Source organism: Pseudomonas japonica, assembly GCF_013522925.1.
Taxonomy (GTDB): domain Bacteria; phylum Pseudomonadota; class Gammaproteobacteria; order Pseudomonadales; family Pseudomonadaceae; genus Aquipseudomonas; species Aquipseudomonas japonica_A.
This window is the reverse complement of the sequence record NZ_JAAMQU010000002.1, coordinates 1-26,891: the sequence shown is the minus strand read 5'-3', so window position 1 is coordinate 26,891 and position 26,891 is coordinate 1. Positions and strand designations below refer to the sequence as shown.

The window sequence follows — 26,891 nt, the reverse complement described above, 5'->3', positions numbered from 1 at the left end:
ATCGCCTGATGGCCAATCGCCAACACTGTTTTTGTAACTGGATCACATCTCACGCCTATACCGCTACAGCCCTACCCTGCGTTCGGGTGCGTGCCCAGGTACTCCCACAAGGCCTTGGCCACCGAATGTTGAGTGTCGCTTCGCCCACCAAACAGGCTTTGGCCAATATGCAGGCCCAACTGCCGATAGCTTTCGAACTGGGCCTCGTCGAAAAACTGGTCAGCGGTGCTTTCGTTGGGGAACGTAGGGCTGAGGGCGGCGTAGTTGTAGACGTCCGCCGGCAAGCCTTCGATCAGCCGCGGCTTGAGCAACAACACCCGTGCCTGGAACCGTCGCTCGCCGTCTTCACCTACATGCCAGGCGTTGAGCAACACCGCGCAGCGACGATCGTGGCCTTCCACGGGCTTATTGAAGTCGCATGGGCTGGCAAAGTACGGCGCGAGGATGGCGTTGTCGCGTACGCGGTTATCGACTTCCAGCTCCACGGCCTGGTCGATGCGCGCCAGGCGGATGAGATTGGCCAGGTCATCGAAACGGTAATCGGGATCACAGCCATTGTCGCAGCCTACGATCAGCTCGATGTCCCGGCGGGTGCGCAGCAATTCGTACACGGCGGTATTTTCGAAGTGGCCCCCATCGGACAAGTACTGGTACTCCCGGCGCAGGCCGTGGAAGTGGGCGGTCATTTCGTACATCAGGTAGGTCTGGGTCTTGAAGCCTCTGGACAGCCACAGCGAAGCGGTTTGCCGCGCAGGCGCGTCCCCCGGGCGGAGGTTTTCGCCACCAGGCGTGCGTTCGGCGAACGCGCTGGGCCACCAGGTGCCCAGGCGGATATTGGCCAGCCCAAATGCCAGCGATGTGCCCAGGCTGGTCGCCCGGCCCAGGCCCGTGGTGAACGCGGCGCCCGAGGTGCCGATCCAGTAGGACACACTCAACGGCTGGTTCAGCTCGCTGAGTATCGGCCGAGGCGCCAGCCGTTGGCGGTACACACCATCCAGGATAAAGCTGGCACCGCCGCCCTGGCTTGCACCGGGGATGCCGGGCGCCACGCACAGTGGCTTGCCTTTGCGGTCCCGCTGCACCAGTTGTTCGGCGGGGTCCACGGTAATGTTCAAAGTGACGTTGATCAGGTGCAGCGGCGCGCAATGCGCCGCGTAGAACTCGTCCAGCTGCAAGTCGTCGCCCTTGATCGCATCGGTTACGCTCAGCAAAGGGTTGCCACGCTGGCCCGCGTATCGAAAGCGCAGGCCGTTGGACGCGCCAAGGTAGGTCCGGGCCAGGCGGCTGGAGTAAAAGCTTTGAAGTGAAGACAGGTTGATGAACCCCATGAACTGCCCGGTGCAGATGGCCAACAGCAGTGCACCCAATGCCAGCGCGGCGAGGCACCACGCCGCAGTGGTATACCCGAAGGGCAGCGCCTCGGCCTGTGCCCAGTAAACGATCAAGTCCCAGAGCACCGCGACGAACAACAGGATGGCCACACCCGACACGCCGGCGATTATCCCCAGTGGCAATTTACTCACCCAGCCAGGCAGCGCCTTGTCGTCGGTGAAGCTGGCGACCTTGCGCACCAGCGCGATCAACGCCGGGCCGATAACGGCCAACGAGAGCTGCGCCAGGTTCAATCCCAGCAGCGCGCGATACGCGGCTGCGGTGAGGCTGTCCACGGTGGCCAATAACACCAGCCCGAGCACAACAATCAGGTGCTGCGCCAGGCTACGGGTAATCTGGATGCGATAGTTGCGCACGCTGTTGTCGGCGCCATCGTTGTGCGCACGCTTGGGCAGCGTGAGCGCCTGGAATCCAAAGGCAAGCAGCGATAACCACAACACCCCGCTGATAAGCCCCAGGGCGGAGCCGAAACTGCTGGGCCAACCCAGAGGTGCCGAGCTGGCGGCCACGCCTCCGGTGACTGCGGCAACCATCATCATGGCCACGCTGCCCCAGTTCACCAGGCGCACTGGCTCGCTCACGCTGTCACGGGGGCAGGCAAGCCAATAGGCCGCCAGCAACGGCAATACGGCGGCAAAGGCCCACAGCAACGGTAGCCACCACAGCGCATTCCCCAACGGCAGCGCATGGCTGGTAGCGACACCCGGGCAGGTCGCCAACGGTACCAATTGGGCCTCGGAGGCCAAGGGGCACAGCGCGAAAGGCCCCGGCAAATCGGCAAGCACCGCCGAGCAGAAGCCACTATCAGTGGCCAGCGGTATAGCCAGGGATTGGCACAATGGCCCGGCAATACCCAGCTTAAGCAGCGCCACCATGGCCAGCAGGCACAGCAGCGGCATGCCGATCACAAAGTGCACCGACAGCAGGTTGCGCAGCGTGGTGGCGAGCACGTAGAAGATATCCCCTGCCCCGGCAGGCGACAGGTAGCGACCGTTTTCCCGCAGCCAGCCCAGCGGGCCTCTACCCGCGGGGCCGCGCGCATAGTCACGGGAGGAATGGATGCGCTCGGGCGGTTCGAACTCGAGCACTTCGTAGGCCTGGTCCGCCGCTGCGCGGGGGGTTTGCGACGGGTGCAGGCTGCTTTCACCCTTGCCCATCTCTCGCTGGCTCAACCGGCCGGGGATGAACAGGCTGGTGAAGAATGCGCCGATATAGCCGCCACCACTGACAGTCGAGAGGTAATCGAAATAAGGGAGCAAGCCTGCCGCCGGCCCCGAGGAGGCTCCGTTGGAGCGATTGGCTGGTGCGGGCGCGCGAGTCAGCGCCTGAAGTACGCCCAATGAAAAGGTTGCACTACGAATACCACCCCCCGACAGCGCCAATGCCCAGTTGCGACCCTCGGCCGGCAACCCGAGCTGCTCGCGGCGCACGTCCACACGTTTCTGCTCGGCATCGTATTGAGGATGCGTGGGCGCGGTTCTGTCGTTCATCGTGATCCCTCACAGGCACCCGAAGGCAGCTGGCGCCTGGGTTCAAGGGGCGAATGATACCTGCCAAGCGCCAGGTAAGTGGCTATTTAATGGCACTTTTTTCAGGCAGGTGTACCGCGCAACGGGCGGCTGTGCCAGAGAGCGTAGCCCCGCCGCCTGGCTTTGCCACAAGCGCGTAACGGCCACGGCTACGCTAACTTGCCCAGCCGCCGAACGGTCATCAAGCTGGCCGATTAACAGCAGATAGCCAGTTATCGCCTTTCGGATCCTTCGGTGTTCGAGAGGCTCTACTCACTCATTTTCTGCGGATGGCCACTATGATCGATCTAAGCGTTTGGGACCTTATTCTGCCCGTTGGTACCCCGGCACAGGAGGTCGCGGCGGCCAGGCTCAGCACGTTCAGCAACCCGTATTTTCAGAACACCGGCGGCACGCTTGTATTCTGGGCACCTGTGACGGGTTCGCAATCGGGCAGCAGCCACTATCCCCGCAGTGAAATGCGTGAAGTGAACAAAAGTGGCAGCCAGCGCAACTGGAAGTGGAACAGCGGCACCAACGGCATCAGTGGCAAGGTTGCGGTGACCCAGGTGCCGTCGGAAGGCAAGGTGATCGTGGCGCAGATCCACGCGAAAGATGCCGACTCTCCCCTGCTTAAACTGCAATACCGCTTCGCCAAGGGCGCTGGCAACGTGGACATCACCTGGCGCACCAAACCGGGCGACGACAAATCGCCGATCATCTACACCTTCAAGAATGTGCCGTTGGGCCAGCCCTTCACCTACAACATTCAGATGGCCAACACCGGCGTGCTCACTGCGACCGTCAACGGCGTGGTTACCAAGGTGACCCTGGACAGCAAGTGGAAGCCTTATTCGTTCTTCTTCAAGGCCGGCAACTACACCCTGGACCACAACGGCTACACCACCGAGGGCGGCCGTGTGACCTATTACGAGTTGCAGACGAAGCATTGATCGTCGCCCTTAATCGCGAGCTACGCCTTCGGCTCCCACAGCGTGGAGTCAGTACCACAGCCTCACGCCCACTACCAAGCGGGCTTCCTGGGCGTCGTCGCCTTCTTCGCGGGCGTAATCGGCGGTGCGGCCGTAGCTCTTGGTCCAGTTCACACCAATGTACGGCGCCACCTCGGGGATGATTTCGTAGCGAAGGCGCAGCCCGGCTTCCAGCGTGGACAAACCACTGCCCTGCTGGCGCACCGGGTCGTTGCGGCTGAAGAAATTCGCTTCCATACGCGGTTGCAGGATCAGCGAGCTGGTAAGCGGCAGGTCGTAATCGCCTTCCAGGCGCAACGACGACTGGCTGTTTTCCCCCAGGTACAGGGTGGCTTCGGTGTCCAGGTCTGCCAACGGCTCGCCCTGAATGCCAAACGCTGCCCAGGTTTGCGGTGATTCGGGTTTGAAATCCTGGCGCACGCCACCCACTACCGTCCACCACGGCGTCACCGCGTGGCCATACAAAGCCTGCAGTTCGGCATTCTCGGTATGGCCGTTGGTGCGTTCGCCCTGGGAGCGCAGCCACAGGCGGTTGACATCGCCCCCTACCCAACCTTCGGCATCCCACGCCAGCGCGGTGCCTTCGTCGGCCTTCTGGTACTCCAGCCGGTCGAACAGCCAATAGGCGTGCAAGTCGCTGTCGTGCAGGGCGTGGCCCGTTACTTCGGGAAAGGCCGCAGCGCGCTCTGCGGCGGTCGGGGCGGGCAAGGTGCTCGGCGTGGCTGGCGTGGCGGTCGATGGCGCACCATGGTTCATGCTGCCGTGGTCCATGCCCTCCAGGCCTTGCATACTGCCGTGGTCCATCCCGGGCATGTCTTCCATGGCCAGCGCAGGGGCAGCACATAGGCCAAGCATCAGCGCTAACAGGGCCTTATTCATCAACGCGCACCTCGCGGAACATGCCCGCTTCCATGTGATAGAGCATGTGGCAGTGATAGGCCCAGCGGCCCAGCGCATCGGCGCTTACCCGGTAGCTGCGGCGCGTACCGGGGGGTACGTCGATGGTGTGCTTGCGCACCAGAAACTCCCCTTCTTCGTCTTCAAGGTCGCTCCACATGCCATGAAGGTGGATGGGATGCGCCATCATGGTGTCGTTGACCAGCACAATGCGCACGCGCTCGCCGTATGTTAGGCGGATGGGTCCAGCATCACCTGCCTTTACCCCGTCGAACGCCCAAACGAATTTGTCCATGTGCCCGGTAAGGTGCAGTTCCAACGTGCGGCTGGGCTCACGCCCATCCGGGTCGGCGAAGGTGCTGCGCAGGTCGGCGTAAGTGAGCACACGGCGGCCGTTGTCACGCAGGCCGATACCCGGGTCGCTCAGCCGAGGGGTAGGCGCCATGGCTTGCATATCCACCAAGGGGTTGCCCTGCTCGGTTGGAGGATGCCGCGGTTGCTCAGCCTGTGCCATGTTCATGCTGGCGTGCCCGCCATGCTCCATGCCCGCCATGGCACCGTGACCCATCCCCATGTCTGCCATGCCCAACACTACGGGGGCATCGAGTTCTGGTACCGGCGCGGCCACGCCCGGGCGGGTGCCTAGCGTTGCACGGGCATAGCCGCTGCGGTCCATGGCCTGGGCGAACACGGTGTACGGCCCTTCTGCTTCGGGCTGCACCAGTACGTCGAGTGTTTCGGCCACGGCAATGCGGAACTCGTCCACGCTCACCGGCTGCACGGGCTGGCCGTCGGCTGCGACCACAGTCATCTTCAGCCCGGGAATGCGCACGTCGAAGTAGGTCATCGCGCTGCCGTTGATAAAGCGCAGCCGCAGCGGCTGGCCGGGGGCGAACAGGGCGGTGAAGTTGTCGTCGGGCGCCCGGCCGTTCACCAGGTAGGTGTAGGCCTGGCCGGTAACGTCCGCAAGGTCTGTAGGGTCCATGCGCATCCGCGTCCACATCCAGCGTTCGCGCAGGGTATTACCCAGGCCGTGCTGCCCGGCATCGTGAATGAAATCACCCAGGGTGCGCTGGTTCTGGTTGTAATAACCGGGCTCTTTTTTCAACCGGGCAAAGATGCGTGCCGGATCCTGGTCGGTCCAGTCGGTGAGCATCATCACCTGTTCTCGAATCGCTGGTTGGGTAGCCTCCCGGGGCTCGATCACCAGTGGCCCGTACACGCCGATCTGCTCCTGAAACCCGGAATGGCTGTGGTACCAGTAGGTGCCGTGCTGGCGGACCTTGAAGCGGTATTCATACATGCCCCCTGGCGGGATGCCGTGAAAGCTCAACCCGGGCACGCCGTCCATGTTGGCCGGCAGCACAATGCCATGCCAGTGAAGCGACGTGGGTTCGTCAAGGCGGTTGTGCACTCGCAGGGTTACGGTGTCTCCTTCGCGCCAGCGCAACAACGGCCCAGGCACGCCGCCGTTGATGGTGAGCGCGCGGCGCTGCTCACCGCCCAGCGTCACTTGCTGCTGCTCGATGAACAGCTCGAAGGTATCGCCGCTGAGCTCCGTAAGGCCGGTACCGGGGGCCGTTGCCGCCCAGCCCGGCGTGCGCCATGCGCCGGTGTATCCGGCCACGCCCAAGGCCGCGAGGCTTTTGACAAAGGTTCTTCTGTGGAGGCGGTAAGGCATCAAGGGGTCCTGTGAGCGGCGGTGCACGGCGGCAATCTAGGGGTCAGCGCTTATCTGAGCGTTAAATAGTGCCAAGGTTGCGCCTCGGTGTAATAGCGAATTACTGCTGCCGGGTCTAACGATAGAACCGCCCATGGCCATATGGATATGAACAATCGGCCTTGGAACCTTATCCTGTTATGCACATAACCTAGAGTCACCCACCACAGGAGTGACGAAATGGCTATAAGCATACAACCGGTTGCAGGCAAGCTTGGCGCGCAGGTTTCGGGGGTGACTCTCAGCGGCGATCTGGGCGCAGAGGTGTTCAGTGAAATCCACCAGGCTCTGCTCCGTCACAAGGTGTTGTTTTTCCGCGACCAGGCGTTGACCGACAGCGAGCAAGAACGCTTTTCGCGCCTGTTTGGCGAACAGGTACCCCACCCCACCGTGCGCTCCGCCGGCGATACCCACGCTGTACTCAACCTGGATTCGAAGGAAGCGCGCGCCAATTCCTGGCACACCGACGTGACCTTCGTCACGGACTTCCCGAAGATCTCAATCCTGCGGGGGGTGGTGATTCCGCCCTACGGCGGCGATACCGTGTGGGCCAATACCGCCACCGCCTACGAGGCCCTCCCAATCCCGCTGCGGCAACTGGCGGATACCCTCTGGGCCGTGCACAGCAACCTGTACGACTACGTGGCCCCGCAGCACGCCACAGAGGCAGCGCTGAAGCGGTACCGGAAAGAATTTACCGCCCAGGAATACGAAACCGAGCACCCGTTGGTGCATGTACATCCCGAAACCGGCGAACGGGCCCTCTTGCTGGGGCACTTCGTGAAGCACTTCAAAGGGGTGAGCAAGGCCGACTCCAAACATTTGTTCGAGCTGTTCCATCAACGCATTACCGACCTGAACAATACCGTGCGCTGGCGCTGGCAGGCCGGCGATGTGGCCATCTGGGACAACCGCGCTACCCAGCACATTGCCGTCAACGATTACGGCGATGCCCAGCGCATCGTGCGCCGCACCACCATCGCCGGTGACATACCCGTCAGCATCGACGGCCAGCACAGCCGCGCACTAAAGCCGAGCCCACAGGCACGCTCGCCACGCACCGAAGCCGACAAAAAACACCTGGCCGCCTGATCGCAAGCAAGGAGGACGCACCATGGCAACGCACACTTCAGGATTACTGTCCCGCTTGACCGCGCTGGCGCTGGCGATGGGCGTGAGCATGGGGATGGCCCAGGCCGACGTATTGCGCATCGGCGTGGCCAGCGCGGGGGGCGGCGATCCGGTGACCTTTGGCGCGTCCAGCCTGAGCATCGCTCGCAACCAGAACCTGTTGGAGAAAGCCTTCGAAGGCACGGGCACCGAAGTGCAGTGGTTCTTCTTCAAAGGTGCGGGGCCGGCAGTGAACGAGGCATTGTCCAACCAGCAGATCGACTTTGCATACGAAGGCGACCTGCCACAAGTGGTGGCCCGGGCCAACGGCCTGGACACTCGCCTGCTGGCCGCAATCGGGACGCGCTCCAACGTGTACGTGGCCGTGCCCAAGGGCTCGGACATCCATACGCTGGCGGACCTCAAGGGCAAGAAGGTGGCGATTTTCCGCGGGACGAACGCCCACCTGGTAGCGATCAACGTGTTAGGCACCCAGGGCCTCACCGAGCGGGACCTGAAAGTGATCAACCTCGACAATGGCAGCACCCAGGCCGCGCTGGCCGCCAAAGGCGTGGATGCCGCGTTTGGTGGCTTTGAGCTGTTCAAGCTGCGAGACCAAGGCCTGGTGGACATCATTTATGACAACGCCGAGCAGGACCCGCGCTTCACCCGGCAAACCGCCCTGCTGGTACGCGCCGCTTACGAGAAGGAGCACGCCACCGAAGTACAGAAGGTGGTGGATACATTGGTGGACGCCGCGCGTTGGTCAAGCCAGCCAGAGAATCAGCAAGCGGTGTTCGAGGAGTGGGCCAAATCGGGTGCGCCGCTAGCTTCTTGGGAAGCGGACTACCGTGGGCAGTCCGTGAAAACCCGGCTGTCACCGCTGCTTGATGGTTTTGTAAGGGACCGCTACCAGGCCGTGGCGGACCAAGCCTTCAAGGAAAAGCTCATACGCAGGCCGGTAAGCGTAGAGGGCTGGTTCGAGCCCCGTTACCTCGACGCGGCCCTGAAAGCCAAGGGGCTGCAGGGCTTCTGGACGGCCTGGGCGCCAGATGGCAAGCAGGCTGAAAGCACTGCCGCTACCGCGAGCGCCCCGGCGCCCAAGGAGGCCAGCCATGAGCCAGGCTAGCGTTCACACCGCTGAGCTCCCCACAGCCAGCGCACTGGGCCGCTCCACACGTGCCCTACGCCAATGGCGCATTGGCCAGCATGCATTGCCATGGCTGTTGCCCATTGCCTTGTTGGCGGTATGGCAAATGGGCGTGACGCAGGGGTGGGTGTCCGAACAAGTGCTGCCAGCGCCGCGTTACGTCTGGGAAACCTTGGCCGACCTCGTGCGCAGCGGGGACTTGTGGGTAAACGCCAGTGCCAGCCTGCAGCGCGTGTTGGTCGGCTTTGCTGCAGGAGCAATGCTTGGGCTGTCGCTGGGCGCGGCGATGGGGCTATGGAAGCCCGCGCGCGACTATCTGCTGCCCACGTTCAACCTGCTGGTGCAGATACCCGTGCTGGGGTGGTTACCCTTTGCACTGTTGCTGTTCGGGATCGGCGAGCCGCTCAAATATGCACTGATCGCCAAGGCTGCCTTGGTACCAGTCACGCTGGCCACGCTGCAAGCCTTCGCTCAGGCACCGCCGCGGCTGCTTGAAGTGGGCCAGGCGTACGGCTTCAGCCGCCGCCAGTTGGTGCTCCATGTGGTGCTGCCGGCAGCCATGACGCCGCTGTTTACCGGGCTGCGGTTGGGGTTCACCAAAGCCTGGCTGTCGCTGGTGGTGGTTGAGCTTGTGGCGTCCAGCGAAGGCCTGGGTTACCTGATCGTCTACGGCCGCCAGCTGTTCCAGCTGGACCTGGTAATGGCCGCCGTGGTTGTGGTGGGCGCCGCGGGCCTGATGATCGACCGTGGTTTCGATGTGCTCGAACGCCGTATTACCCGAGGGCAACCAACATGAGCAGCCTGGCGCAGCCATTACCTTCGAACAGCGGCAGGCAGCGAGGCTGGGTAGTGCCTATCGCCGCCATCGGCCTGTGGTGGCTGGCGTGCAGCCAGGGGTGGAGTGATTCGCCCTTGCTGGTCTCGCCCGAGCAGGTTGCCAGCACGGCGTGGGCCGAACTGAGCAGCGGCCGCCTGGCAAGGGCCTTGGCTGCCAGCCTGGCGCGCGACCTGAGCGGCTTTGCCATCGGCACCGTCGGCGGGCTGGCGCTGGGCGCCGGGCTGGGGCTTTCTGCCTTGGCGCAGCGCTTGGTGGGCCCCAGCTTCAATACCTTCAAGCAGGTATCGCTGTTTGCATGGATACCGCTCATTTCGGTGTGGTTTGGCTTGGGTGATGTGGCCAAGGTGGTGTTCCTTTCCCTTGCCGCGCTGGTACCTGTAGCGGTGAACACCCGGGATGGTTTGCGAAAAGTGTCGCCGGCGCTGCTGGAGGTCGCCCGTGTATACGGCTATACCCGCTGGCAAACCTTGGTGGAGGTCCGCTTGCCCGCGGCGCTGCCCTCCATCTTTACCGGCCTTTACCTGGGTTTGATCTATTCATGGCTTGCAACCATCGGCGCGGAATACCTGCTGGTGTCCGGCGAAGGGATTGGTAACACCCTGATCGATGGCAGCGAGCACTTTCGCATGGACCTGGTGCTGTTCGGCATGGTGGTGATCGGCAGCGTGGGCTGGGCGCTGAATGCCTTGGCCCGGCTGGCCGAACGGCGGTTGAGCCGGCGCTTCGGCAATCTGTGATTCAAACGAGGGAACGCCCGATGCAAAGCAATAGCCTGGTCCTGGACCACGTCAGCAAGCAGTTTGACAATCCGCAACGCCCCGGCGAGGCGCTGCGGGTGCTGGAGAACATCCATCTGGATATCCGCGCTGGCGAATTCGTGAGCATCGTGGGGGCCAGCGGCTGCGGTAAGTCCACCCTCCTGCGTTTGATGCTGGGGCTCGATACCACATTTGAGGGGCAGATCCTGCTCGATGGCCGCCCGATTCGCGGCCCAGGCCTGGAACGCGGCATCGTGTTCCAGGATCACCGCCTGTTCCCCTGGCTGACCGTGAGAGAAAACATTGCGGTAGGGCTGAAGAACTCGCCGCTGTCAGCCGGGGAAAAAGCCGAGGCGGTTCGCGAGCACCTGGAGCTGGTGGGCCTGGAAGCGTTCGCCGAAGCCTACCCGCAGCAAATCTCCGGCGGGATGGCGCAACGGGTTGCGATTGCCCGAGGGCTGGTAAACCGCCCGTCTGTGTTGTTGCTGGACGAACCGTTCGGCGCGCTCGACGCCCTGACCCGCACCCGTTTGCAGAACGAACTGGAGAAGATCTGGGCCAAAGAGCGCATCACCATGGTGCTGGTGACACATGATGTGGACGAAGCCGTATTCCTGGGTGACCGCGTGGTGGTGATGCAGCCCAACCCGGGGCGGATCCGGCGCGTACTGAACATCGACCTGCCCCGCCCGCGCAACCGCAGCGACAGTAACTTCATCAGGCTGCGGGATGACCTGCTCAGCGATTTCATCGCCCCGGGCCAAGCCTGAAGGGCTTGCGCGCAGTGAGCGTTAACCTAACGCTTCACTCATCCGGCCGAGACAACCCGCGCGGGAACTGACATCCTTGGCAGCTCATTTTTTTGCATGACTGCCTCGTATGCCAGTGCCCGCCACCCATCGCCCCGCGTTCATGCGCGGCGCTGTTGCTGTCCTTCCTCTGTCTCTGGCCTGCCTGCCCTGGGGGTTGCTGGCCGGTTCGCTGGCAGTGGATGCCGGCCTTACGCCGTTGCAAAGCCAGGGGCTGTCCACCATCGTATTTGCCGGCGCCGCCCAACTGGTTGCCATCGGTATGTTCAAGGGGGGTGCGGGGGCGCTGTCAATCCTGATCACCACCCTGCTGCTCACCTCTCAGCACCTGCTCTATGGGATGCACATGCGGCCAAGGGTGGCGCCCTTGAAGGCGCCGTGGCGCATGGGGCTGGGCTTTCTGCTCACGGACGAACTGTTTGCGCTGACCAGCCAGCAAACGCCTGAGCATTTCCAGCGCTGGTACGCCCTGGGTGCGGGGTTGACGTTTTATGTGGCCTGGAACCTCTGCACATTGGCCGGCATCGTGCTGGGCAAGAGCATCCCTGGCCTGGAACACTTGGGGCTGGACTTTTCCATCGCTGCTACCTTCATTGCCCTGATCACACCCGTGGTGCGGTCGATACCGGCCGCGGTCTGTGTGGCGGTGGCGCTGGTGTGTTCCGTGCTTTTCAGCCTGTGGCAGCTCGAAAGCGCTTTGGTACTGGCGGGGCTGAGCGCGATGGCGGCCGGGTATGCCTGCAAGCAGATCATGGAGCGTGGGCAATGATGGTGTGGATGGTCATTTTCGGCATGGGCGCTGTGTTGTTCTTCAACCGCTATGTGTTTCTTGAGCCCCGCCTGCCCGTGCGCCTGGGCCGCCGTGCGCAGGATTTTCTCGGCTTCGCCGTTCCAGGCATGCTTACCGCCATTTGTGGGCCGATTGTGTTCATGCCCGAGCACCAGCTCAACCTGTCCCTCGCCAACCCCTACCTGCTGGCCGGGCTGTGTACGGTCGGGCTGATGCTGGTTACCCGTAGCGTGCTTACCAGCGTAATGCTGGGCATGGCGGTGTTTTATGGGCTGCGCGCCTGGCTGTAAGGTGGATTGAACCCGCACGCGCTGAACAGGACGAACCCAAAGGTGTGAAATATTGCCTATCGTTGTGGGAATCGTCGTAGAAGAGGTGGGTGCCATGGAAATCGAAAAGCTGTTCGCTCAGCTGCACAGTTTGCCCAGTATTCCGAAGGTAGCGCAGGACCTGATCGCTCAGTTCGATAATCCATCGTCGAGCCTTGAAGCCATCGCGCGCAACATCGAGAAAGACCCGGTCATTTCGGCAAAGATCCTCCGGCTGGCCAATACAGCGCGCTTCAAGGGCGCACGGGAATCCACCAGTATCGAAGACGCCGCCATGCGCCTGGGTTTCAACACCATGCGTACCCTGGTGCTGGCCAGCGCGGTCACCGGTGCGTTCAGCGCGCCGCCGTCGTTCAACCTCAAGGGGTTCTGGCTCAAGAGCTTCCAGGTGGCGAGTATCGCTCGCGTGCTGGCCAAGCAGGGTGGCCAGGATGCGGAAGTTGCCTTCACGTGCGGCTTGATGCACAACATCGGGGAATTGCTGATCCAGACCGGCGCCCCAGAAATGGTCGACCGGCTCAATACGCGCCGCTTGACCACCTCCCCGGCCCATGCCGCGGACGAAACCCTGCAACTGGGCTTCGGCTATCCCGAAGTGGGCGCCGAGCTGGCCAAGCGCTGGAACCTTCCAAAGCAGATCCAGGACGGTATCGCCTTCCAGGCTCGGCCGCAGCAGGCCCCTGGCAACGCTCCGCTGCCGCTGCTGGTTGCCCAGGCGGGCGAAGTGAGCGATCAGCTGCAGAAATACGGTGGCCCCACGCCTGAAGCCAAGGCAGAGCTGAACGGCGAGCTGATGAAAGGCGTGGACCTGGACCTGCTGTTCGACGCTCTGCCTGCAGTGCTGGAGGCCGATAAGGCGTTTGCCGAACTGTTGAACTGAGCCTGCTAGCCCAGGTTTTTTTCGAAGGTATCGGTAAACAGCTGATTGCGAGGGAGCCCGGCCATGAACAAGCGTCGGCTAACCGCCTGGACCATGGCCGGGGCTCCACAGGCCAGCGCGATGGTCTGCCGGGCGGGGCGCAGGTCTGTGAGCTGCGCCCCGGCGTCGCGTAAATCCACCTGAAGGTTGGGATGCAGCGCAGCCAGTGCGTTCAGCTCGGTAGAAAGGTAGTGGCTGCCCTCGCCCGCCATGTGCACCACGTGAATAGGCTCGCGGTGATGATGGCTCAGGGCAAACCGCAGCACGGCCCACAGTGGCGCCAAGCCGGTACCGCTGCCCACCAACCACAGGGGCCGCGTTTCCCACGCCAGGTCGTAATGCAACGGCCCGCCCAGCACTTCTCCCAACCGCAAGCAGTCGCCTTCCTTGAACTGGCGGGCGCGGTCGGCGAATGCGCCGGGCCGGCTGCATTGGATGTGGAACTCCAGCCACGGTGCCTCTTGGGGCAAGCTGGCGATTGAATAAGGCCGCGCGACGCCGTCTTCGGTCCATAGCACCACATGCTGGCCAGGCTGGTAGCGTACCGCGCGATGCGGCACCACCCGCAGTCGCAACACCAGGTCGCCGTGCCAGCTCACTTCACTGATTCGAGCCTCTACGCCATCGAGCTTCGGGTTATACGGTACTACCTCGAGATCACCCACCATCCGGCACTGGCACGCCAGGCGCCAGCCCATGGCGCGCTCGTGAGCAGGCAGCGCATCCGGGCGCTGGTCATCGGGCTGGCCGGCCACGCAACGTACCCGGCAGGTGTGGCAATGCCCGGCATGACAACTGGAGGGCACGGCAACGCCGTTGCGGTTCAAGGCATCCAGCAAGGAGGCCCCCGTCGGGACTTCCCAACGCCGGTTACCCACGGTCAGCTCAGGCATCCACGCACTCCCACGCGGCCACGCACCGGTTACGCCCGGCGCGCTTGGCCTGATAAAGGGCATTGTCGGCGCGGTGCAAGGCGTCGTCCAGCCTGTCGCCTTCGGTGAGCAGAGTCATACCGGCACACAGGCTCAAGCTGGTCACGCCGCCCTCGGCCGGCGGCGTAGCGGCGAATGCCAGACGCAGGCGTTCACAGCACAGGGTCAGGCGCTCGGCATCTGAATCGAGCATCAGCAACACGAACTCTTCGCCACCGTAGCGTGCCAGTACATCGCCTTCCCGCAGACAGGCCGCTGCCACCTGGGCAAACCCCTGCAACACGGCGTCACCCGCGGCATGGCCATGCACGTCATTGATGCGTTTGAAATGGTCCAGGTCGATCAGGGCCAGGCCGTGGGTGTGGCCAGCGCGCAGCGCCTGCAGCTCCCGGGAGGCAAGGCGCAGGAAATGCCGGCGATTGAACAGGCCTGTCAGTTCGTCTGTAGCGACCAGGTCTTCGAGCTGGCGCATCATTCCACGCAAGGTGTCCTGGTGAGCCTGCAGCGCAAAACGCCGCTGGCGCATGCGTTGCCGCGAGGCTTGAACGTAGTTGGCATATAAGCAAAGCCAGAACAGCACGATAAACAAGACTGCCGCTTGAATCGCCACCAGGCCTGGGTCCAGCGGCCTTCCCTCGCCTGCCTCGTAAAGGGCCAGGCCGATGAAGCTGAGGAACACTAACCCCGCGCAACGCAGGAACACCGCCCGCGGCAAATGGAACAGGCCAAACATCAGCGGCACAACGTAAATCATCATGAACGGCCCGCGGGCGTTGTCCAGGTGATAGAGCAGCCAGGTTTGCCAGGCGATGCCCAGCCAGATCTGCGCCTCGGTGAGGCTGGGGTCGGCGAAGCGCAGGTTACGGCGGGAAAAGAACACCGCACCCAGCAGCGCCTGGCTCGCCAGCACAAGCACACCGCCCGCTACCACGGTCTTGGTAGTGCCCACGAAATAGCCGCCCAGAAAGGCAACGCCCACCAGCACCAGCATCATGAGATAGCTGCTGGCCGCCAGCAGGAAACGCTTTACGAAGAGCTTTTGAAGATTATGTTCGGTCACTCGTTGACTCACCGTACTCATAGGGATCCCATCCCTTACCACAGATATGGCAAGGTGCCACTTTAGTGATCTGAGCGGAAAATGACCACCGTAATTTCATCCGCCCGATGATCGACCTCGCCCGCACCTTGGTCGGTACAAGCGCCGAATACCGCACGGGATCATTCATTCACGGCTGTACCACCGACGCGGCCAAGGTATACTGCCGCGCCTTTTATTGGCCCCCCGCCTGCCCTCGTGGATACCCGCAGCTGCGGGTAAAGCCTGGAGAGGTCGCCCCGCGTGCCCCGCGCGTGGCTATGAATGTTCCCGTGTCAAAGAGGAGCGCGCCCGTGACCGTGATCAAGCAAGACGACCTCATTCAGAGTGTCGCCGATGCCCTGCAGTACATTTCCTACTACCACCCCGTTGATTTCATTCAGGCGATGAACGAAGCCTACCTGCGCGAGGAATCCCCCGCCGCACGTGATTCCATCGCTCAGATCCTGATCAACTCCCGCATGTGCGCCACCGGCCACCGCCCGATCTGCCAGGACACCGGCATCGTGACGGTATTCGTGCGCGTGGGCATGGACGTGCGTTGGGATGGCGCCACCATGAGCGTGGACGACATGATCAACGAGGGTGTACGCAGGGCCTACAACCTGCCGGACAACGTGCTGCGCGCCTCGATCCTGGCCGACCCGGCCGGCAGCCGCAGGAACACCAAGGACAACACCCCGGCGGTGATCCACTACTCCATCGTGCCGGGTAACACCGTTGAAGTGGATGTAGCAGCCAAGGGCGGCGGCTCCGAGAACAAGTCGAAAATGGCGATGCTCAACCCGTCCGACTCGATCGTGGACTGGGTGCTGAAAACCGTTCCCACCATGGGCGCCGGCTGGTGCCCACCTGGCATGCTGGGCATCGGCATCGGCGGCACGGCTGAAAAAGCCGCGGTCATGGCCAAGGAAGTGTTGATGGACCCCATCGACATCCATGAGCTCAAGGCCCGTGGCCCGCAGAACCGCCTCGAGGAAATGCGCCTGGAGCTGTTCGAGAAGGTCAACCAGCTGGGCATCGGCGCCCAGGGCCTCGGTGGCCTGACCACCGTGCTGGACGTGAAGATCATGGATTACCCCACCCACGCAGCCTCGCTGCCGGTGTGCATGATCCCCAACTGCGCCGCTACCCGCCACGCCCACTTCGTGCTCGACGGCACCGGCCCGGCCTCGCTGGAAGCACCACCCCTGGACGCCTACCCGGAAATCGTCTGGGAAGCTGGCCCTTCGGCCCGCCGCGTCGACCTGAACACTGTCACTCCCGAAGACGTGCAAAGCTGGAAGCCGGGCGAAACCCTGCTGCTCAACGGCAAGATGCTCACCGGGCGTGATGCAGCGCACAAGCGCATGGTCGACATGCTCAACAAGGGCGAGTCGCTACCGGTGGACCTCAAGGGCCGCTTCATCTACTACGTGGGCCCGGTCGACCCGGTTCGCGAAGAAGTAGTCGGCCCTGCTGGCCCCACCACCGCCACCCGGATGGACAAGTTCACCCGGCAGATCCTGGACCAGACCGGCCTGTTGGGCATGATCGGCAAATCCGAACGCGGCCCTACCGCGATCGACGCCATCAAGGACTACAAGGCGGTGTACCTGATGGCCGTGGGCGGCGCTGCCTACCTGGTGGCGCAAGCCATCAAGGGCTCCCGCGTGGTGGCCTTCGAGGAGCTGGGCATGGAAGCGATCTACGAGTTCGACGTGAAGGACATGCCTGTCACGGTCGCGGTCGATAGCCAGGGCGAGTCGGTGCACATCACCGGCCCGGCGATCTGGCAGAACAAGATCGCTGAAAGCCTGGCGGTCGAGGTTCGTTGAGGAAGATGAGCCCGGCCGTGTGCCGGGCTCTCTCTTTAGCTTGACGGAACATATCGCCGCAGCCTAGATTCCTTGCCATGCAAGCATTTCCCCTGAACGCCGCCATTATTATTACCGCCATTCCAGCACTGGCGGGCTAGCGTTCATCTGCACCCCACCCGCCCACGAGGCGGGTTGTTCACTGTCTCCGGGCCCACTTACCGAGAGACAGCATGCCTAGCCACAGCGCCTCCGAACACAGCCCCGCCCGCACACCTGCCGATCAAGCCGTTGCCGCCGTTACCCAGGGCAGCCTGGATACGCTCCTGCGTGCCTATATAACGCGCATTCTCTCGGCGCCTGTGTATGACGTGGCTATTGAAACTCCGCTACAAGCCGCGCCTGCCCTCTCCGCCGCGTTAGGCAATCAGGTGTTGCTCAAGCGCGAAGACCTTCAACCGGTGTTTTCCTTCAAGCTACGGGGGGCTTATACGCGGCTGTCTCGCCTGAGCCCGGAGCAGCGAGCGGCGGGTGTGATCGCCGCCTCAGCCGGTAACCATGCTCAAGGGCTGGCCCTGGCGGCTCAGAAGCTGGGGGTGAAATGCCAAGTGGTGATGCCGGTGACCACGCCGGATGTAAAGATCGAGGGCGTTCGCAGCCGTGGCGGGGAAGTTATTCTCCACGGCGATGCATTCCCTCAGGCCCTTGCTCATGCGCTGAACCTGGCTGAAACCCACGGCTACACCTTTGTGCCGCCGTTCGACGATCCGGATGTGATCGCCGGCCAAGGCACGGTAGCGATGGAAATGCTACGTCAGCATCAGGGGCGCCTGGACGCCATCTTCGTACCGGTCGGCGGCGGCAGCCTGATCGCTGGCGTGGCAGCGTACGTGAAATACCTGCGGCCAGACGTGCGGATCATCGGCGTGGAACCGCACGATTCGAACTGCCTGCAGCAGGCGCTAGCGGCGGGCCAGCCGGTGGTGCTCCCGGAAGTTGGCCTGTTTGCGGATGGCGTAGCGGTGGCGCGGATTGGCGAGCACAACTTCGAGCTCTGCCAGCACCTGGTCGATGAAGTGATCACGGTCAGCGCGGACGAAATCTGCGCGGCGATCAAAGATGTATATGACGAAACCCGGGCGATCTGCGAGCCTGCCGGCGCGCTGGCAGTGGCGGGGCTGAAACGGTATGTAGCGCGCGATGGCTGCCGAGGCGAGGTGTTGGTGGCGATCAACTCCGGTGCCAATATCAACTTCAGCCGCCTGCGCCACGTGGCCGAACGCGCCGCGCTTGGTGAAGGGCGCGAGGCGCTGCTGGCGGTCACCCTCGAGGAGCGACCCGGAAGTTTACGAGAATTTTGCGAGGTACTGGGCAAGCGCCAGATCACCGAATTCAATTACCGCTGCCAGGCGCGTGAGCACGGGCAGATTTTCCTTGGCGTACAAACCGACCCGGCCCTGGCGCCCCGCGCGGCCTTACTGACCCAGCTGGCAGAACACGGTTACCCGGTGCTGGACATGACCGATAACGAACTGGCCAAGCTTCACCTGCGCCATACCGTGGGCGGCCGCGCCCCGGTCGGGCTGCAAGAGCGACTGTACCGGCTGACCTTCCCCGAACGCCCCGGCGCCCTCGGCGCGTTCCTCAATGCCCTTGACCCCCGGCTCAATATCACGCTGTTCCACTACCGCAATCATGGCGCGGACGCAGGCCGTGTGCTGTTGGGGCTGGAACTGGGTGGAGGCTGCGATGCGCAAGCCATTGACCGGCTGTTGAGCGACTGCGGCTGCCCCTTTACCGACGAGTGCGACAACCCGGCGTATCGGTTGTTTATCGGGTGAGCTACATCGGTTCGCGAGCTTCGCATGCGGCTGCGCTTGCTCCTACCAGACCCGACAAGGTGCTTCACAGAGCACGCCTGGCCAAGGCCTGTAGGAGTGGGCGCCAGCCCGCGAAATAACCGGCGATACGCGTTCGCGCACACTCACGCCTGATCGCGCCTCAACTCCGCCCATTCGATCAGTGCCTGGATCGACGGCCCGAGGGCATGCCCGATAGGCGTCAACTGGTACTCGACCCTGGGCGGCACCTGCGGGTACACCGTGCGCGAAACAATGCCGTCTTTCTCCAACTGCTTCAGTTGCTGAATCAGCATCTTCTGGTTTATGCCTTCAATCAGCTTTTCGAGGTCTGAGAAACGCAGCGCGCCCTTTGCCGCGAAAAGCTGGCACAAGATGATGATTTTCCACTTCCCCTCCAGCACCCGAAGCGTTTCGGTGGTTGCCTCGGCCCATTTCCGACGATTTTGCGGATCGTCGCAATCCCATTCCCGGTCCATTTCTTTCTCGCTTGTGAGTAACCCACCTTTTGGTGGGTACTTACCATTATCACATCAGCTCCATAAAATCGGTGCAAGCAAACGACTGATGAGGTGTGGCCATGAAGATCGGCATCATAGGAACAGGAAATATCGGAGGCACGCTCGCCCGTAAACTGAGCGCTGCCGGTCATGAGATCCGGATAGCCAATTCCCGAGGCGTGGAGGGCGTTCGGGCCTTCGCTGAAGAGATTGGCGCTGAACCCGTGGATATTCGTGGCGCGGTGAACGCGGTGGATGTGATCGTGCTGTCGATACCTTTACCGGCGTTAAGCGCGCTGCCCGCCGACCTGTTCCAAGCTGTGCCCGAAAGTGTACCGGTTGTGGACACCAGCAATTACTACCCAGGCCTGCGCGATCCGCGCATCGCTGAACTCGATGAGGGAATGACGGAAAGCGTGTGGGTAACCCGACAGCTTGGGCGACCTGTGATCAAGGCATTCAATAACGTACTGGCCTACACCCTGGCAGACCTGGGGCGGCCCGCAGGCGCTTCAGACCGCCTGGCGATCGCGGTAGCAGGCGACGATGCCGAGGCGAAGAAAACAGTAATGGCCCTGGTAGACCAGGTGGGCTTTGATCCGGTTGATGGCGGTTCGCTTGAAGCGTCCTGGCGGCAACAGCCGAGCACACCGGGCTACTGCTGCGATTACAACGCCGAGACCATGCGCCGTGCGCTTTCGGAGGCAGTGAAAGGGCAAGCTGCGGCGAAGCGAGATGAGCTTCCACAGCATTTCAAGCGGTTGGGGCCGAACCCTCGCCACAGCGATTTGGTCGCCATGAACCGCGCCCTGAACGCGGCTTCATCTGCAGTGTAGGAACGGGCGAGCCGGCAGGCGCAGCCCGCGAACAGCGGTGATACGAGGCAGTCCAATCGCCAGCTTCGTTGGCTCCTACACGACACTGGCCACTGCATTGCGGACCATTACCGGATTACGTCTCCTCGCGTTGCCCTTGGTGAATCTCGCTCAGCAAGCTCAGCAGTTGATCGAACGCCACCGGCTTGCCCAACCGGTGGTCGAAGGTCACACCGGCATCGGTATCCGGCACGTGTGCTTCGCCGTATCCGCTCAAGGCAATAGCGACCGTGGATTCCCAGGCAGGCAGGCCGCGTAACGCTTTGAGCAGGTCGTAACCTGATAGCCCAGGCATGCCGAGGTCGGAAATGATCACGTGGGCCTGGGCCGTACGCGCCCATTCCAAGGCCGCAGTCGGCTCGCTGAAGGCCTGCACCGTGGCCTCCTCCATCTCTATCAGTTCGCGCATCACATCCAGTACTTCGGATGAGTCGTCCACCAGCAACACATTCAAACCTGCCAGCGAGGCACGCTCGTTGGAGGTGGGCTCAGCGGCAGGCCCAATTTCATGCTCAACCAAAGGGAGCGTCACGGTGAACGTGGCGCCGTGGCCAATGCCTGCCGAGTCCACGGCCACCGAGCCTCCGAACGCGCTTGCAAGCTGGCTCACAAGTGACAAGCCAATACCCAGCCCCTGGCGTTCGCGCCAGCCACGTGGCCCTTTGGCCTGGCCAAACAGGTCGAAAATCTTTTCCTGGCTGGCAGGTTCGATACCAATGCCGTCGTCGATCACCTGCAGCCGAGCGTTGTTGTTATCCCGGGAAAGTACGAGCTTGATGGACCCGTGATCATCGGTGAACTTGAGCGCGTTGCTGATCAGGTTCCAGATAATCTGCTCCAGCCGGGTGATGTCCGCATTCACGATCAACCGCTCATGCGTACATTCGATCGACACGAAGCGTTTTTCAATCGAGCGCGCCGCCAGGGCGTGGATGTCCTTGAGTACATGGCAGAGGTCGAGCGGTTTGCAATCAAGGTTGAGCTTGCCCGTTTGCACCCTGGCAACGTCGAGCAAGTCGTCGATGATCCTGGCCTGGCCTTTCACCGCTTCGCGAATCGTGCGAATCGCCCTTACGGTTGCGCTGTTTTCGTTGGCGGCCAGCCGATGCAGCAAGTCGATATTGAGCTGTATCAGGTTCAGCGGGTGCTTGAGCTCGTGCGACATCACCGCGAAAAACTCGTCCTTGAGCTGATTGCTCAGTTGGGTCTCCTGGAGCATCTGCCGCTGCTCCTCGCTGACACGCTGCTGGCCTGTGAGGTCCTTGGCGATTTTCACGAAGCCTTGCAGGCTTTCCCCCTGCAGCAGGGTGACTTCACCGATGCAGTACATGCGGCTGCCGTCTTTGCGCAAATGCCAGCGCTCATCCTCGCCACGGCCCTCGGTTCTGGCAGCGGCCAGCTCAGCCTGTGGCGCGCCTGCGGCACGGTCCTCAGGCGTGTAGATAAAGTCGAAATAGCGCCCTTCCGCTTCGCTGCGCGCATAGCCAAACATCAGCTCCGCGCCGCGGTACCAATCGGTGACCACCCCGTTTTCGTCCAGGATGAAAATCGCGTAATCGCGAGTGCTCTCCGCAACCAGGCGAAGGCGTTCTTCACCCGCGCGGAATTGCTGCTCGATGGCCCGGCGCTTGGTGATGTCGATGAAGGTCAGCACCGTGCCATGAATCTGGTTCTCACTCGAGCGATACGGCAGCAACCGCGCGATATACCAATGGTCATCGGAACTGCTGACTTCCCGCTCGATGACGGAGAGCGTACGGAACACCTCTTCAGCGTCTTCGGCCAGGTTCGGGTAATTCAGCCGATGGGTGATATCCAGCAGGGACCGCCCGGTGTCCACCGGGATCATGCTGAAGATATCGGTGGCCCGGGGGGTAAACCATTTGATCCGCATGCCGCGGTCCACGAACACCGTGGCGATATCCGTGGATGCGATCAGGTTGGTGAGGTAGTCGTTGACCTTGTCGGTCTCCTCGACCTTCATCTTCAGTTCGTGGTTTACGGTCAACAATTCTTCGTTGATCGACTGCAGTTCTTCCTTGCTGGTCTCGAGCTCTTCAGTGGCGGAGCGCAGTTCTTCGTTGACCGCCTGCATCTCTTCGTTGGAGGCTTTCAGCTCCTCGCTGGAAACTTCCGAATGCTCGATCGTCTCCTGCAACTGGCCCTTGGTGCGCTGCAGTTCGCGCTCCAGGTTGGCGATGATCGTGTTTTCGGCATAATCCGCCGACGCCAGGTGCAAGGTATCTTCAACCGCCTCGGCGTGGCGGAACTGGATAAACGTGTACTCCGCGTCGGTTTCGTCGTCCCGATAGGGTTCTATCGCGATTTGTATGAGCCGGTCCTCCCCGGCTTCGCTCACCCGAACGGCCCGCGAAACCACGGGCTGCTGACTTTGCTGAACCTGGAACAGCGTGGTGCGCAGTTCAAGACGCAGCGAAGGCAATATCAGCAGCAAAAGGCTGCGCGTTGGCTCTCCGCCTATGTGGCGCAAGTAGCGCCCCGCGCCTTCTGTCATATGAAGGATTTCGCCGCTGGTGTCCACGATCACACTGGGCGGCGCGTACTTCTCGACGGCGCGGCGATGAACGTCCTTGAACAGATGCCGGCGCGCTGGGGCTTCTTCGGACGCCTGCATCACATTGGCGCGCACGTAGGCGGAGCGCGGCATGATGGCTGAGCGACGGAGGCTGCCAGATACTGGCCGAGCCCGGAAAATGCGGTTTTTCTTGTCCACGGGGGTGAACAGCTCCGGGCAGGAATCGGCGGATTCCGACGTGCCGAGGAACAGATAGCCACCCGGGCGCAAAGCGAAGTGGAAGGTTTGAAGAATTTCGCGCTGCACATCCCGGCTGAGGTAGATCAGCAGGTTACGGCAGGTGATGAGGTCGATCTGCGAGAACGGGGGATCGCTAAGCAGGCTGTGGTTGGCGAATAAAATACGCTCGCGTATTTCCTTGCGTACCCGATACCGCTCACCCTCCTTCAAAAAGTACTGCCGCAACTGAGCGGGCGGTACGTCGGTCACGATGGCTTCCGGATAGGTGGCCCCTCGCGCAATGGAAATGGCGCGTTCGTCGATGTCGGTGGCAAACACCTGCATCTTCCCGCCATGCCCTTCCGTTTCCATCATGTCGGTGATGACCATTGCCAGCGAGTACGCTTCTTCGCCAGTGGAACACCCCGCACTCCATACGCGCAGCTCGTCGGGTGGGTCCTTTTCGAGCGACGCCTTGATCATGCCAGGCAACACGTCACGCTCCAGCGCTTCGAACGCTTCCCTGTCCCGGAAGAAATTGGTCACGCCAATCAGCATGTCACCCAGCAGCGACTTGGCTTCCTCGCCGTGGTTGAGCAGGAAGTTGTAATACGCCTCAAGGTTCGGCTGCGCGGTAACCTGCAAGCGCCGTTCGATACGTCGCAAAATGGTCGCGCGTTTGTAGTGCCGGAAGTCGTGGCCGGTAGCTGCGCGCAAATGAATCAGAATGTCGTGAATGAAATGCTCGTCCGCCCGAGCATCCGGGCTCTCGCCCTTTACAACAGGTTGGTCGTCCGCGTCTGTACTCGGGGGCAAACGGATCTGCTGGGAGTTCTTCCAAATCGACAGCAGTTTCTCGGGCATCTCCACAACGGGCAGAATGAAGTCCACCGCTCCCGTTTCAATGGCCGCTCGCGGCATGCCATTGTACTCGGCGTCCTCCGGCGTTTGCGCAAAGGTAACGCCACCCTCCTCCTTGATGCGCGTAAGGCCCACCGCACCGTCCGACCCTGCTCCAGAGAGCACGATGCAAAAGGCATTTTCCTGGTGGGCCTCGGCCAAGTCCCGGAAGAACAGATCGATAGCCACATGACCACCGCGCCGGGGCGGAGACGGCAGCACGTCAAGGCAACCATCCACCATGATCAGGTGCTGCGCCGGGGCAATCACATACACGTGGCTCGGCTCGATGCGCACCCGCTCGGTGACCTGCCGCACCGGCATGCCGGTGGCCTCCTGGATGATCCTGTCGGCGATGCTCTGGTGATGCGGCGACAGGTGCAGCACCACCGCGAACGCCATGCCCGGATCCTTCGGCATTTGCGAGAAAAACGCCTTCACCGCCTGCAAACCGCCAGCGGAAGCGCCTATGCCCACCAAGGGAAACGGCAAACCGCTGGCCTTGGTGCGCAGCGTTTTTTCCGAGGTACTTTCCGATTCTGCTGCCATTGCCGGTGCTATCCATTCGAAGGTGCGCCAGCCGTGACACAGCGCAGAAATTCCAGGAGCGTCATTATAGTGGACCTTGGCGTGATCGGGTTCGATCCGCTGGGGGTGGTTGGTTTTGTGGGGTTGGTTGAGGTGGTGGTGGGCTGCGGGATTGGGGGCGCGGCGGAGGTGAGCGCTGGCCGCCCGGTAGTCAATTACTATCCGCGCCCCGAAAAGTTCGCTTCATAGCGAGCCATAGTTTGCAATTGACTGTGAGTCATCTTGGAACTTTTTCATTTAGACCGGATAATACAGAGCTCAGCGCCCAATATTATTGGCTATCAAAAACCTATCTAGCTCATACCCATCGGCTTCAATCAAGCCGATATAGTGCTGGTAATCCTCTACGAGCAATGGATACCCTAATAAATGAGTTATCTGAAAACACTTTATTAGCTCCGTGTACCCTGGGCGACCTGAGAGCTTACAGAAATTCCAGCCCGCCGAGACCGTTGCGTCAACAACCTCAAACAAATTCTCTGGCACCCACATAGGGAAGCCGCCTGAAGGAAAAACCAAATAATCAACCCTACCCTTGAAAAAAAGCAGAGCGTAAACATCATAGGTCTCACCAACGAGGAGAGGAGAATAATCGGTCGTATCAAGCTCACCTAAACACCGAGACGAAAGTGGAAGCGACACTCCACTTATAGATCTACAGATTACCAACATAGGACCTCACTTAAACTTAAAGTCGTCTACCGCGCCTGTCTTTGTGTTGCGCACGTAATGAATTTCGACACCGTTGATATTCTGGGCCGTTTTAACCCACCCCTCGCTTCCAGGCCACCTCAGATCCGTCATCGGAACGGGGAGGATACGGCCTGCTGTAGGATTAGACATCGCCGCATCCAATGCGAGCTTTTCACGCAAATTATTCGGTATCGCTCGCCCGGTTGAACCCCGCCCTAAAGGTGCAATGGCTGCTACGGCACCCCCCACCCCAACAACAAACTCCGTCGCACGCTCTGGGCTGAACCCAAGCTGACTTACGAGAATGTCAGCGACCGCTTGTGCCGAGTGGGTAGTAGTAATACCCGCCAGTGCATTCTGCACACCGTCATTCTCGGCAATGAGCATGTTCAACTTTTCACGGGTTGCCGCTGGAGCCTCGTCTGCTTGAGCCCTGAATAACTGTGTATCGGCTTGGGCTTGAGCAATGGTCTTCGAAACCTGAGCGCAGGCCCCCGGGTCCTTGCTGCATGCAACAAAAGCTGCTTGGAGCTGGCTCTCACTCAATTCGTGGTAACGGGCGTAAGCTTTCTGGGCGCAATCACCATCAGCTCCGCAGCCAACCAGTTCCCTCGCCGCACGATCCAGGTCCGAGTGACTCAGGTAGTTGTATTGCGTTGCGCTTGCCGCAATATTGGCGGCAATCACTGGATCGCCGCCAGTGACCACGGCAGATAGGACGCCAACCAGTTGAGATATTGCCAGGAGGTTGGCTCGAGCTTGCAGGGTTCCTTGAGCCTGGGCGTCATAGTTGTCGGGCAATACCAAGCTCGCAAGATACTGCACCATGGCCTCGTTGGCGCCACCTGCCACTGCGCCAGTCTGGAAATCCCCACCCATTGCCATGGACTTTAGGCCGCCGAGCAGTGCATGAGCTGCTACCTTGGTTGGGCTGCCGTCAGCCAAGGTGGTATTCCCGAGCTTATTAGCCGCAATAGCACCGCCAATATCGATTGCCGCCCCTAGCAGGCTGTCCGCAAGATTCTTCTGTAGGCTCCCTCCATTGATAGCTGTTTGGACCAGACTATCGGCACCTGCCTTGACAATCACTTGACCGGCGCTATTCAAATCAAATTTAAGCGCAGTGGGGTCATAACCAAGGGTACCGGCTATCCCTCCTGTCAGGCCGGATACGAGGTAACCCCTCAAGCTCGATGAGCTTGTGGTGTCTTTTAGGATAGTTCCGAGATCACCTTTATTGCTGATCGCGCTATTTGCAGCCGTTGTCTCGACCGCGACAAGTGCTGCATTAGCAAAACCTGCGGTGAAACTGCTGGTTGCGCCAACCAGGCTGGCACCAGCGCCTCCAGTCAGTGCCGCTAGCGCAATCGCCAACGCCAACTGCGCACCCGCCCCTAACCCCGACTGGCTGTACTTGAAGGAGTCATGAATCTCCTTCACCTGCCGCCAATCCACATCCCCCCGCTTCTCGGCATCCTTCAGCCACGACAGCTGCGGGTCGGCCTTCACCATCGCATCGATCGCCTGGCTCACTGTCTGCTGGTTCACCTGCTTTACGTCGATGTGCAGCCCGTTCACCGCATTGATCGCCACGTCCCCTTTGGCCACCAGTTCACTCTGGCGCAGGGTTTCGTCGGTGTTGCCTTTGCCCTTGGCGCTGGTCCAGGCCAGGCTGCTGTTGC

Annotated in this window: 20 protein-coding genes; 12 read left to right on the top strand and 8 right to left on the bottom strand. The window is 61.7% G+C overall.

The annotated features are described in order from the left end of the window. Positions 1–71: 71 nt before the first annotated feature. Positions 72–2,882 carry a patatin-like phospholipase family protein gene (locus tag G7016_RS02740; RefSeq protein WP_181111315.1) on the bottom strand — a complete coding sequence of 937 codons (2,811 nt, stop codon included), beginning with the start codon at positions 2,880–2,882 and terminating at the stop codon, positions 72–74. A 317-nt stretch (positions 2,883–3,199) separates the two neighbouring features. On the opposite strand from G7016_RS02740, the gene G7016_RS02735 reads away from it, so the two are divergent. Next, a complete protein-coding gene (locus G7016_RS02735; RefSeq protein WP_181111314.1) occupies positions 3,200–3,853 on the top strand; it encodes a polysaccharide lyase family 7 protein in 654 nt (217 codons plus the stop codon). A 48-nt stretch (positions 3,854–3,901) separates the two neighbouring features. Here G7016_RS02735 and G7016_RS02730 read toward each other — a convergent pair whose 3' ends face one another. Both G7016_RS02730 and G7016_RS02725 read right to left on the bottom strand, forming a co-directional pair. Beyond that, positions 3,902–4,771 (bottom strand): copper resistance protein B, encoded by an 870-nt coding sequence (locus G7016_RS02730; RefSeq protein WP_258195043.1) that lies wholly within the window; start codon positions 4,769–4,771, stop codon positions 3,902–3,904. Beyond that, positions 4,764–6,470 carry a copper resistance system multicopper oxidase gene (locus G7016_RS02725; RefSeq protein WP_181111312.1) on the bottom strand — a complete coding sequence of 569 codons (1,707 nt, stop codon included), beginning with the start codon at positions 6,468–6,470 and terminating at the stop codon, positions 4,764–4,766. The genes G7016_RS02730 and G7016_RS02725 overlap by 8 nt, the downstream gene beginning before the upstream one ends. A 219-nt stretch (positions 6,471–6,689) precedes the next feature. Here G7016_RS02725 and G7016_RS02720 point away from each other — a divergent pair, with 219 nt between their 5' ends. The 8 genes from G7016_RS02720 (at position 6,690) to G7016_RS02685 (ending at position 13,173) form a co-directional block, all read left to right on the top strand. Next, positions 6,690–7,601 carry a TauD/TfdA dioxygenase family protein gene (locus tag G7016_RS02720; protein WP_181111311.1) on the top strand — a complete coding sequence of 304 codons (912 nt, stop codon included), beginning with the start codon at positions 6,690–6,692 and terminating at the stop codon, positions 7,599–7,601. 22 nt (positions 7,602–7,623) lie between these two features. Continuing rightward, positions 7,624–8,748, top strand: coding sequence for an ABC transporter substrate-binding protein (locus G7016_RS02715; RefSeq protein ID WP_181111310.1), 1,125 nt, complete (start codon positions 7,624–7,626; stop codon positions 8,746–8,748). Beyond that, positions 8,735–9,565 (top strand): ABC transporter permease, encoded by an 831-nt coding sequence (locus G7016_RS02710; protein ID WP_181111309.1) that lies wholly within the window; start codon positions 8,735–8,737, stop codon positions 9,563–9,565. Before G7016_RS02715 ends, G7016_RS02710 begins: the two co-directional genes overlap by 14 nt. Then, positions 9,562–10,344, top strand: coding sequence for an ABC transporter permease (locus G7016_RS02705; protein WP_181111308.1), 783 nt, complete (start codon positions 9,562–9,564; stop codon positions 10,342–10,344). The genes G7016_RS02710 and G7016_RS02705 overlap by 4 nt, the downstream gene beginning before the upstream one ends. Positions 10,345–10,364: 20 nt before the next feature. Next, positions 10,365–11,135, top strand: coding sequence for an ABC transporter ATP-binding protein (locus G7016_RS02700; RefSeq protein WP_181111307.1), 771 nt, complete (start codon positions 10,365–10,367; stop codon positions 11,133–11,135). A gap of 109 nt (positions 11,136–11,244) precedes the next feature. Beyond that, the gene (locus tag G7016_RS02695; protein ID WP_181111306.1) at positions 11,245–11,943 is read left to right on the top strand and encodes an AzlC family ABC transporter permease; all 699 of its coding nucleotides are present in this window, start codon (positions 11,245–11,247) and stop codon (positions 11,941–11,943) included. Continuing rightward, a complete protein-coding gene (locus tag G7016_RS02690; RefSeq protein ID WP_181111758.1) occupies positions 11,943–12,254 on the top strand; it encodes an AzlD domain-containing protein in 312 nt (103 codons plus the stop codon). Before G7016_RS02695 ends, G7016_RS02690 begins: the two co-directional genes overlap by 1 nt. A gap of 94 nt (positions 12,255–12,348) precedes the next feature. Next, complete coding sequence (locus G7016_RS02685; RefSeq protein ID WP_181111305.1) at positions 12,349–13,173, top strand: HDOD domain-containing protein; 825 nt, start codon at positions 12,349–12,351, stop codon at positions 13,171–13,173. Positions 13,174–13,178: 5 nt separating this feature from the next. Here the strand turns inward: G7016_RS02685 and G7016_RS02680 are convergent, their stop codons facing one another. Together G7016_RS02680 and G7016_RS02675 are read right to left on the bottom strand one after the other, a co-directional pair. Further along, positions 13,179–14,105, bottom strand: coding sequence for an iron-sulfur-binding ferredoxin reductase (locus G7016_RS02680; protein WP_181111304.1), 927 nt, complete (start codon positions 14,103–14,105; stop codon positions 13,179–13,181). After that, positions 14,098–15,204 carry a GGDEF domain-containing protein gene (locus tag G7016_RS02675; RefSeq protein WP_181111303.1) on the bottom strand — a complete coding sequence of 369 codons (1,107 nt, stop codon included), beginning with the start codon at positions 15,202–15,204 and terminating at the stop codon, positions 14,098–14,100. The genes G7016_RS02680 and G7016_RS02675 overlap by 8 nt, the downstream gene beginning before the upstream one ends. A 332-nt stretch (positions 15,205–15,536) precedes the next feature. On the opposite strand from G7016_RS02675, the gene G7016_RS02670 reads away from it, so the two are divergent. Further along, positions 15,537–17,060: a fumarate hydratase gene (locus G7016_RS02670; RefSeq protein ID WP_181111302.1), complete on the top strand. Its 1,524-nt coding sequence runs from the start codon at positions 15,537–15,539 to the stop codon at positions 17,058–17,060. 212 nt (positions 17,061–17,272) lie between these two features. Then, entirely contained in the window at positions 17,273–18,880 is a 1,608-nt protein-coding gene (gene ilvA, locus G7016_RS02665) for a threonine ammonia-lyase, biosynthetic (RefSeq protein ID WP_181111301.1), read from the top strand. Between the two features lie 143 nt (positions 18,881–19,023). Here ilvA and G7016_RS02660 read toward each other — a convergent pair whose 3' ends face one another. After that, on the bottom strand, positions 19,024–19,377 hold the full coding sequence (locus tag G7016_RS02660; RefSeq protein ID WP_181111300.1) for a winged helix-turn-helix transcriptional regulator: 354 nt from the start codon (positions 19,375–19,377) through the stop codon (positions 19,024–19,026). Between the two features lie 101 nt (positions 19,378–19,478). On the opposite strand from G7016_RS02660, the gene G7016_RS02655 reads away from it, so the two are divergent. Next, complete coding sequence (locus G7016_RS02655; protein ID WP_181111299.1) at positions 19,479–20,234, top strand: NADPH-dependent F420 reductase; 756 nt, start codon at positions 19,479–19,481, stop codon at positions 20,232–20,234. Between the two features lie 115 nt (positions 20,235–20,349). On the opposite strand, the gene G7016_RS02650 is transcribed toward G7016_RS02655, so the two are convergent. Both G7016_RS02650 and G7016_RS02645 read right to left on the bottom strand, forming a co-directional pair. After that, a complete protein-coding gene (locus tag G7016_RS02650; RefSeq protein ID WP_181111298.1) occupies positions 20,350–24,477 on the bottom strand; it encodes a CheR family methyltransferase in 4,128 nt (1,375 codons plus the stop codon). 717 nt (positions 24,478–25,194) lie between these two features. After that, on the bottom strand, positions 25,195–26,891 hold a 1,697-nt coding region (locus G7016_RS02645), incomplete at its 5' end, for a DUF637 domain-containing protein (protein ID WP_181111297.1).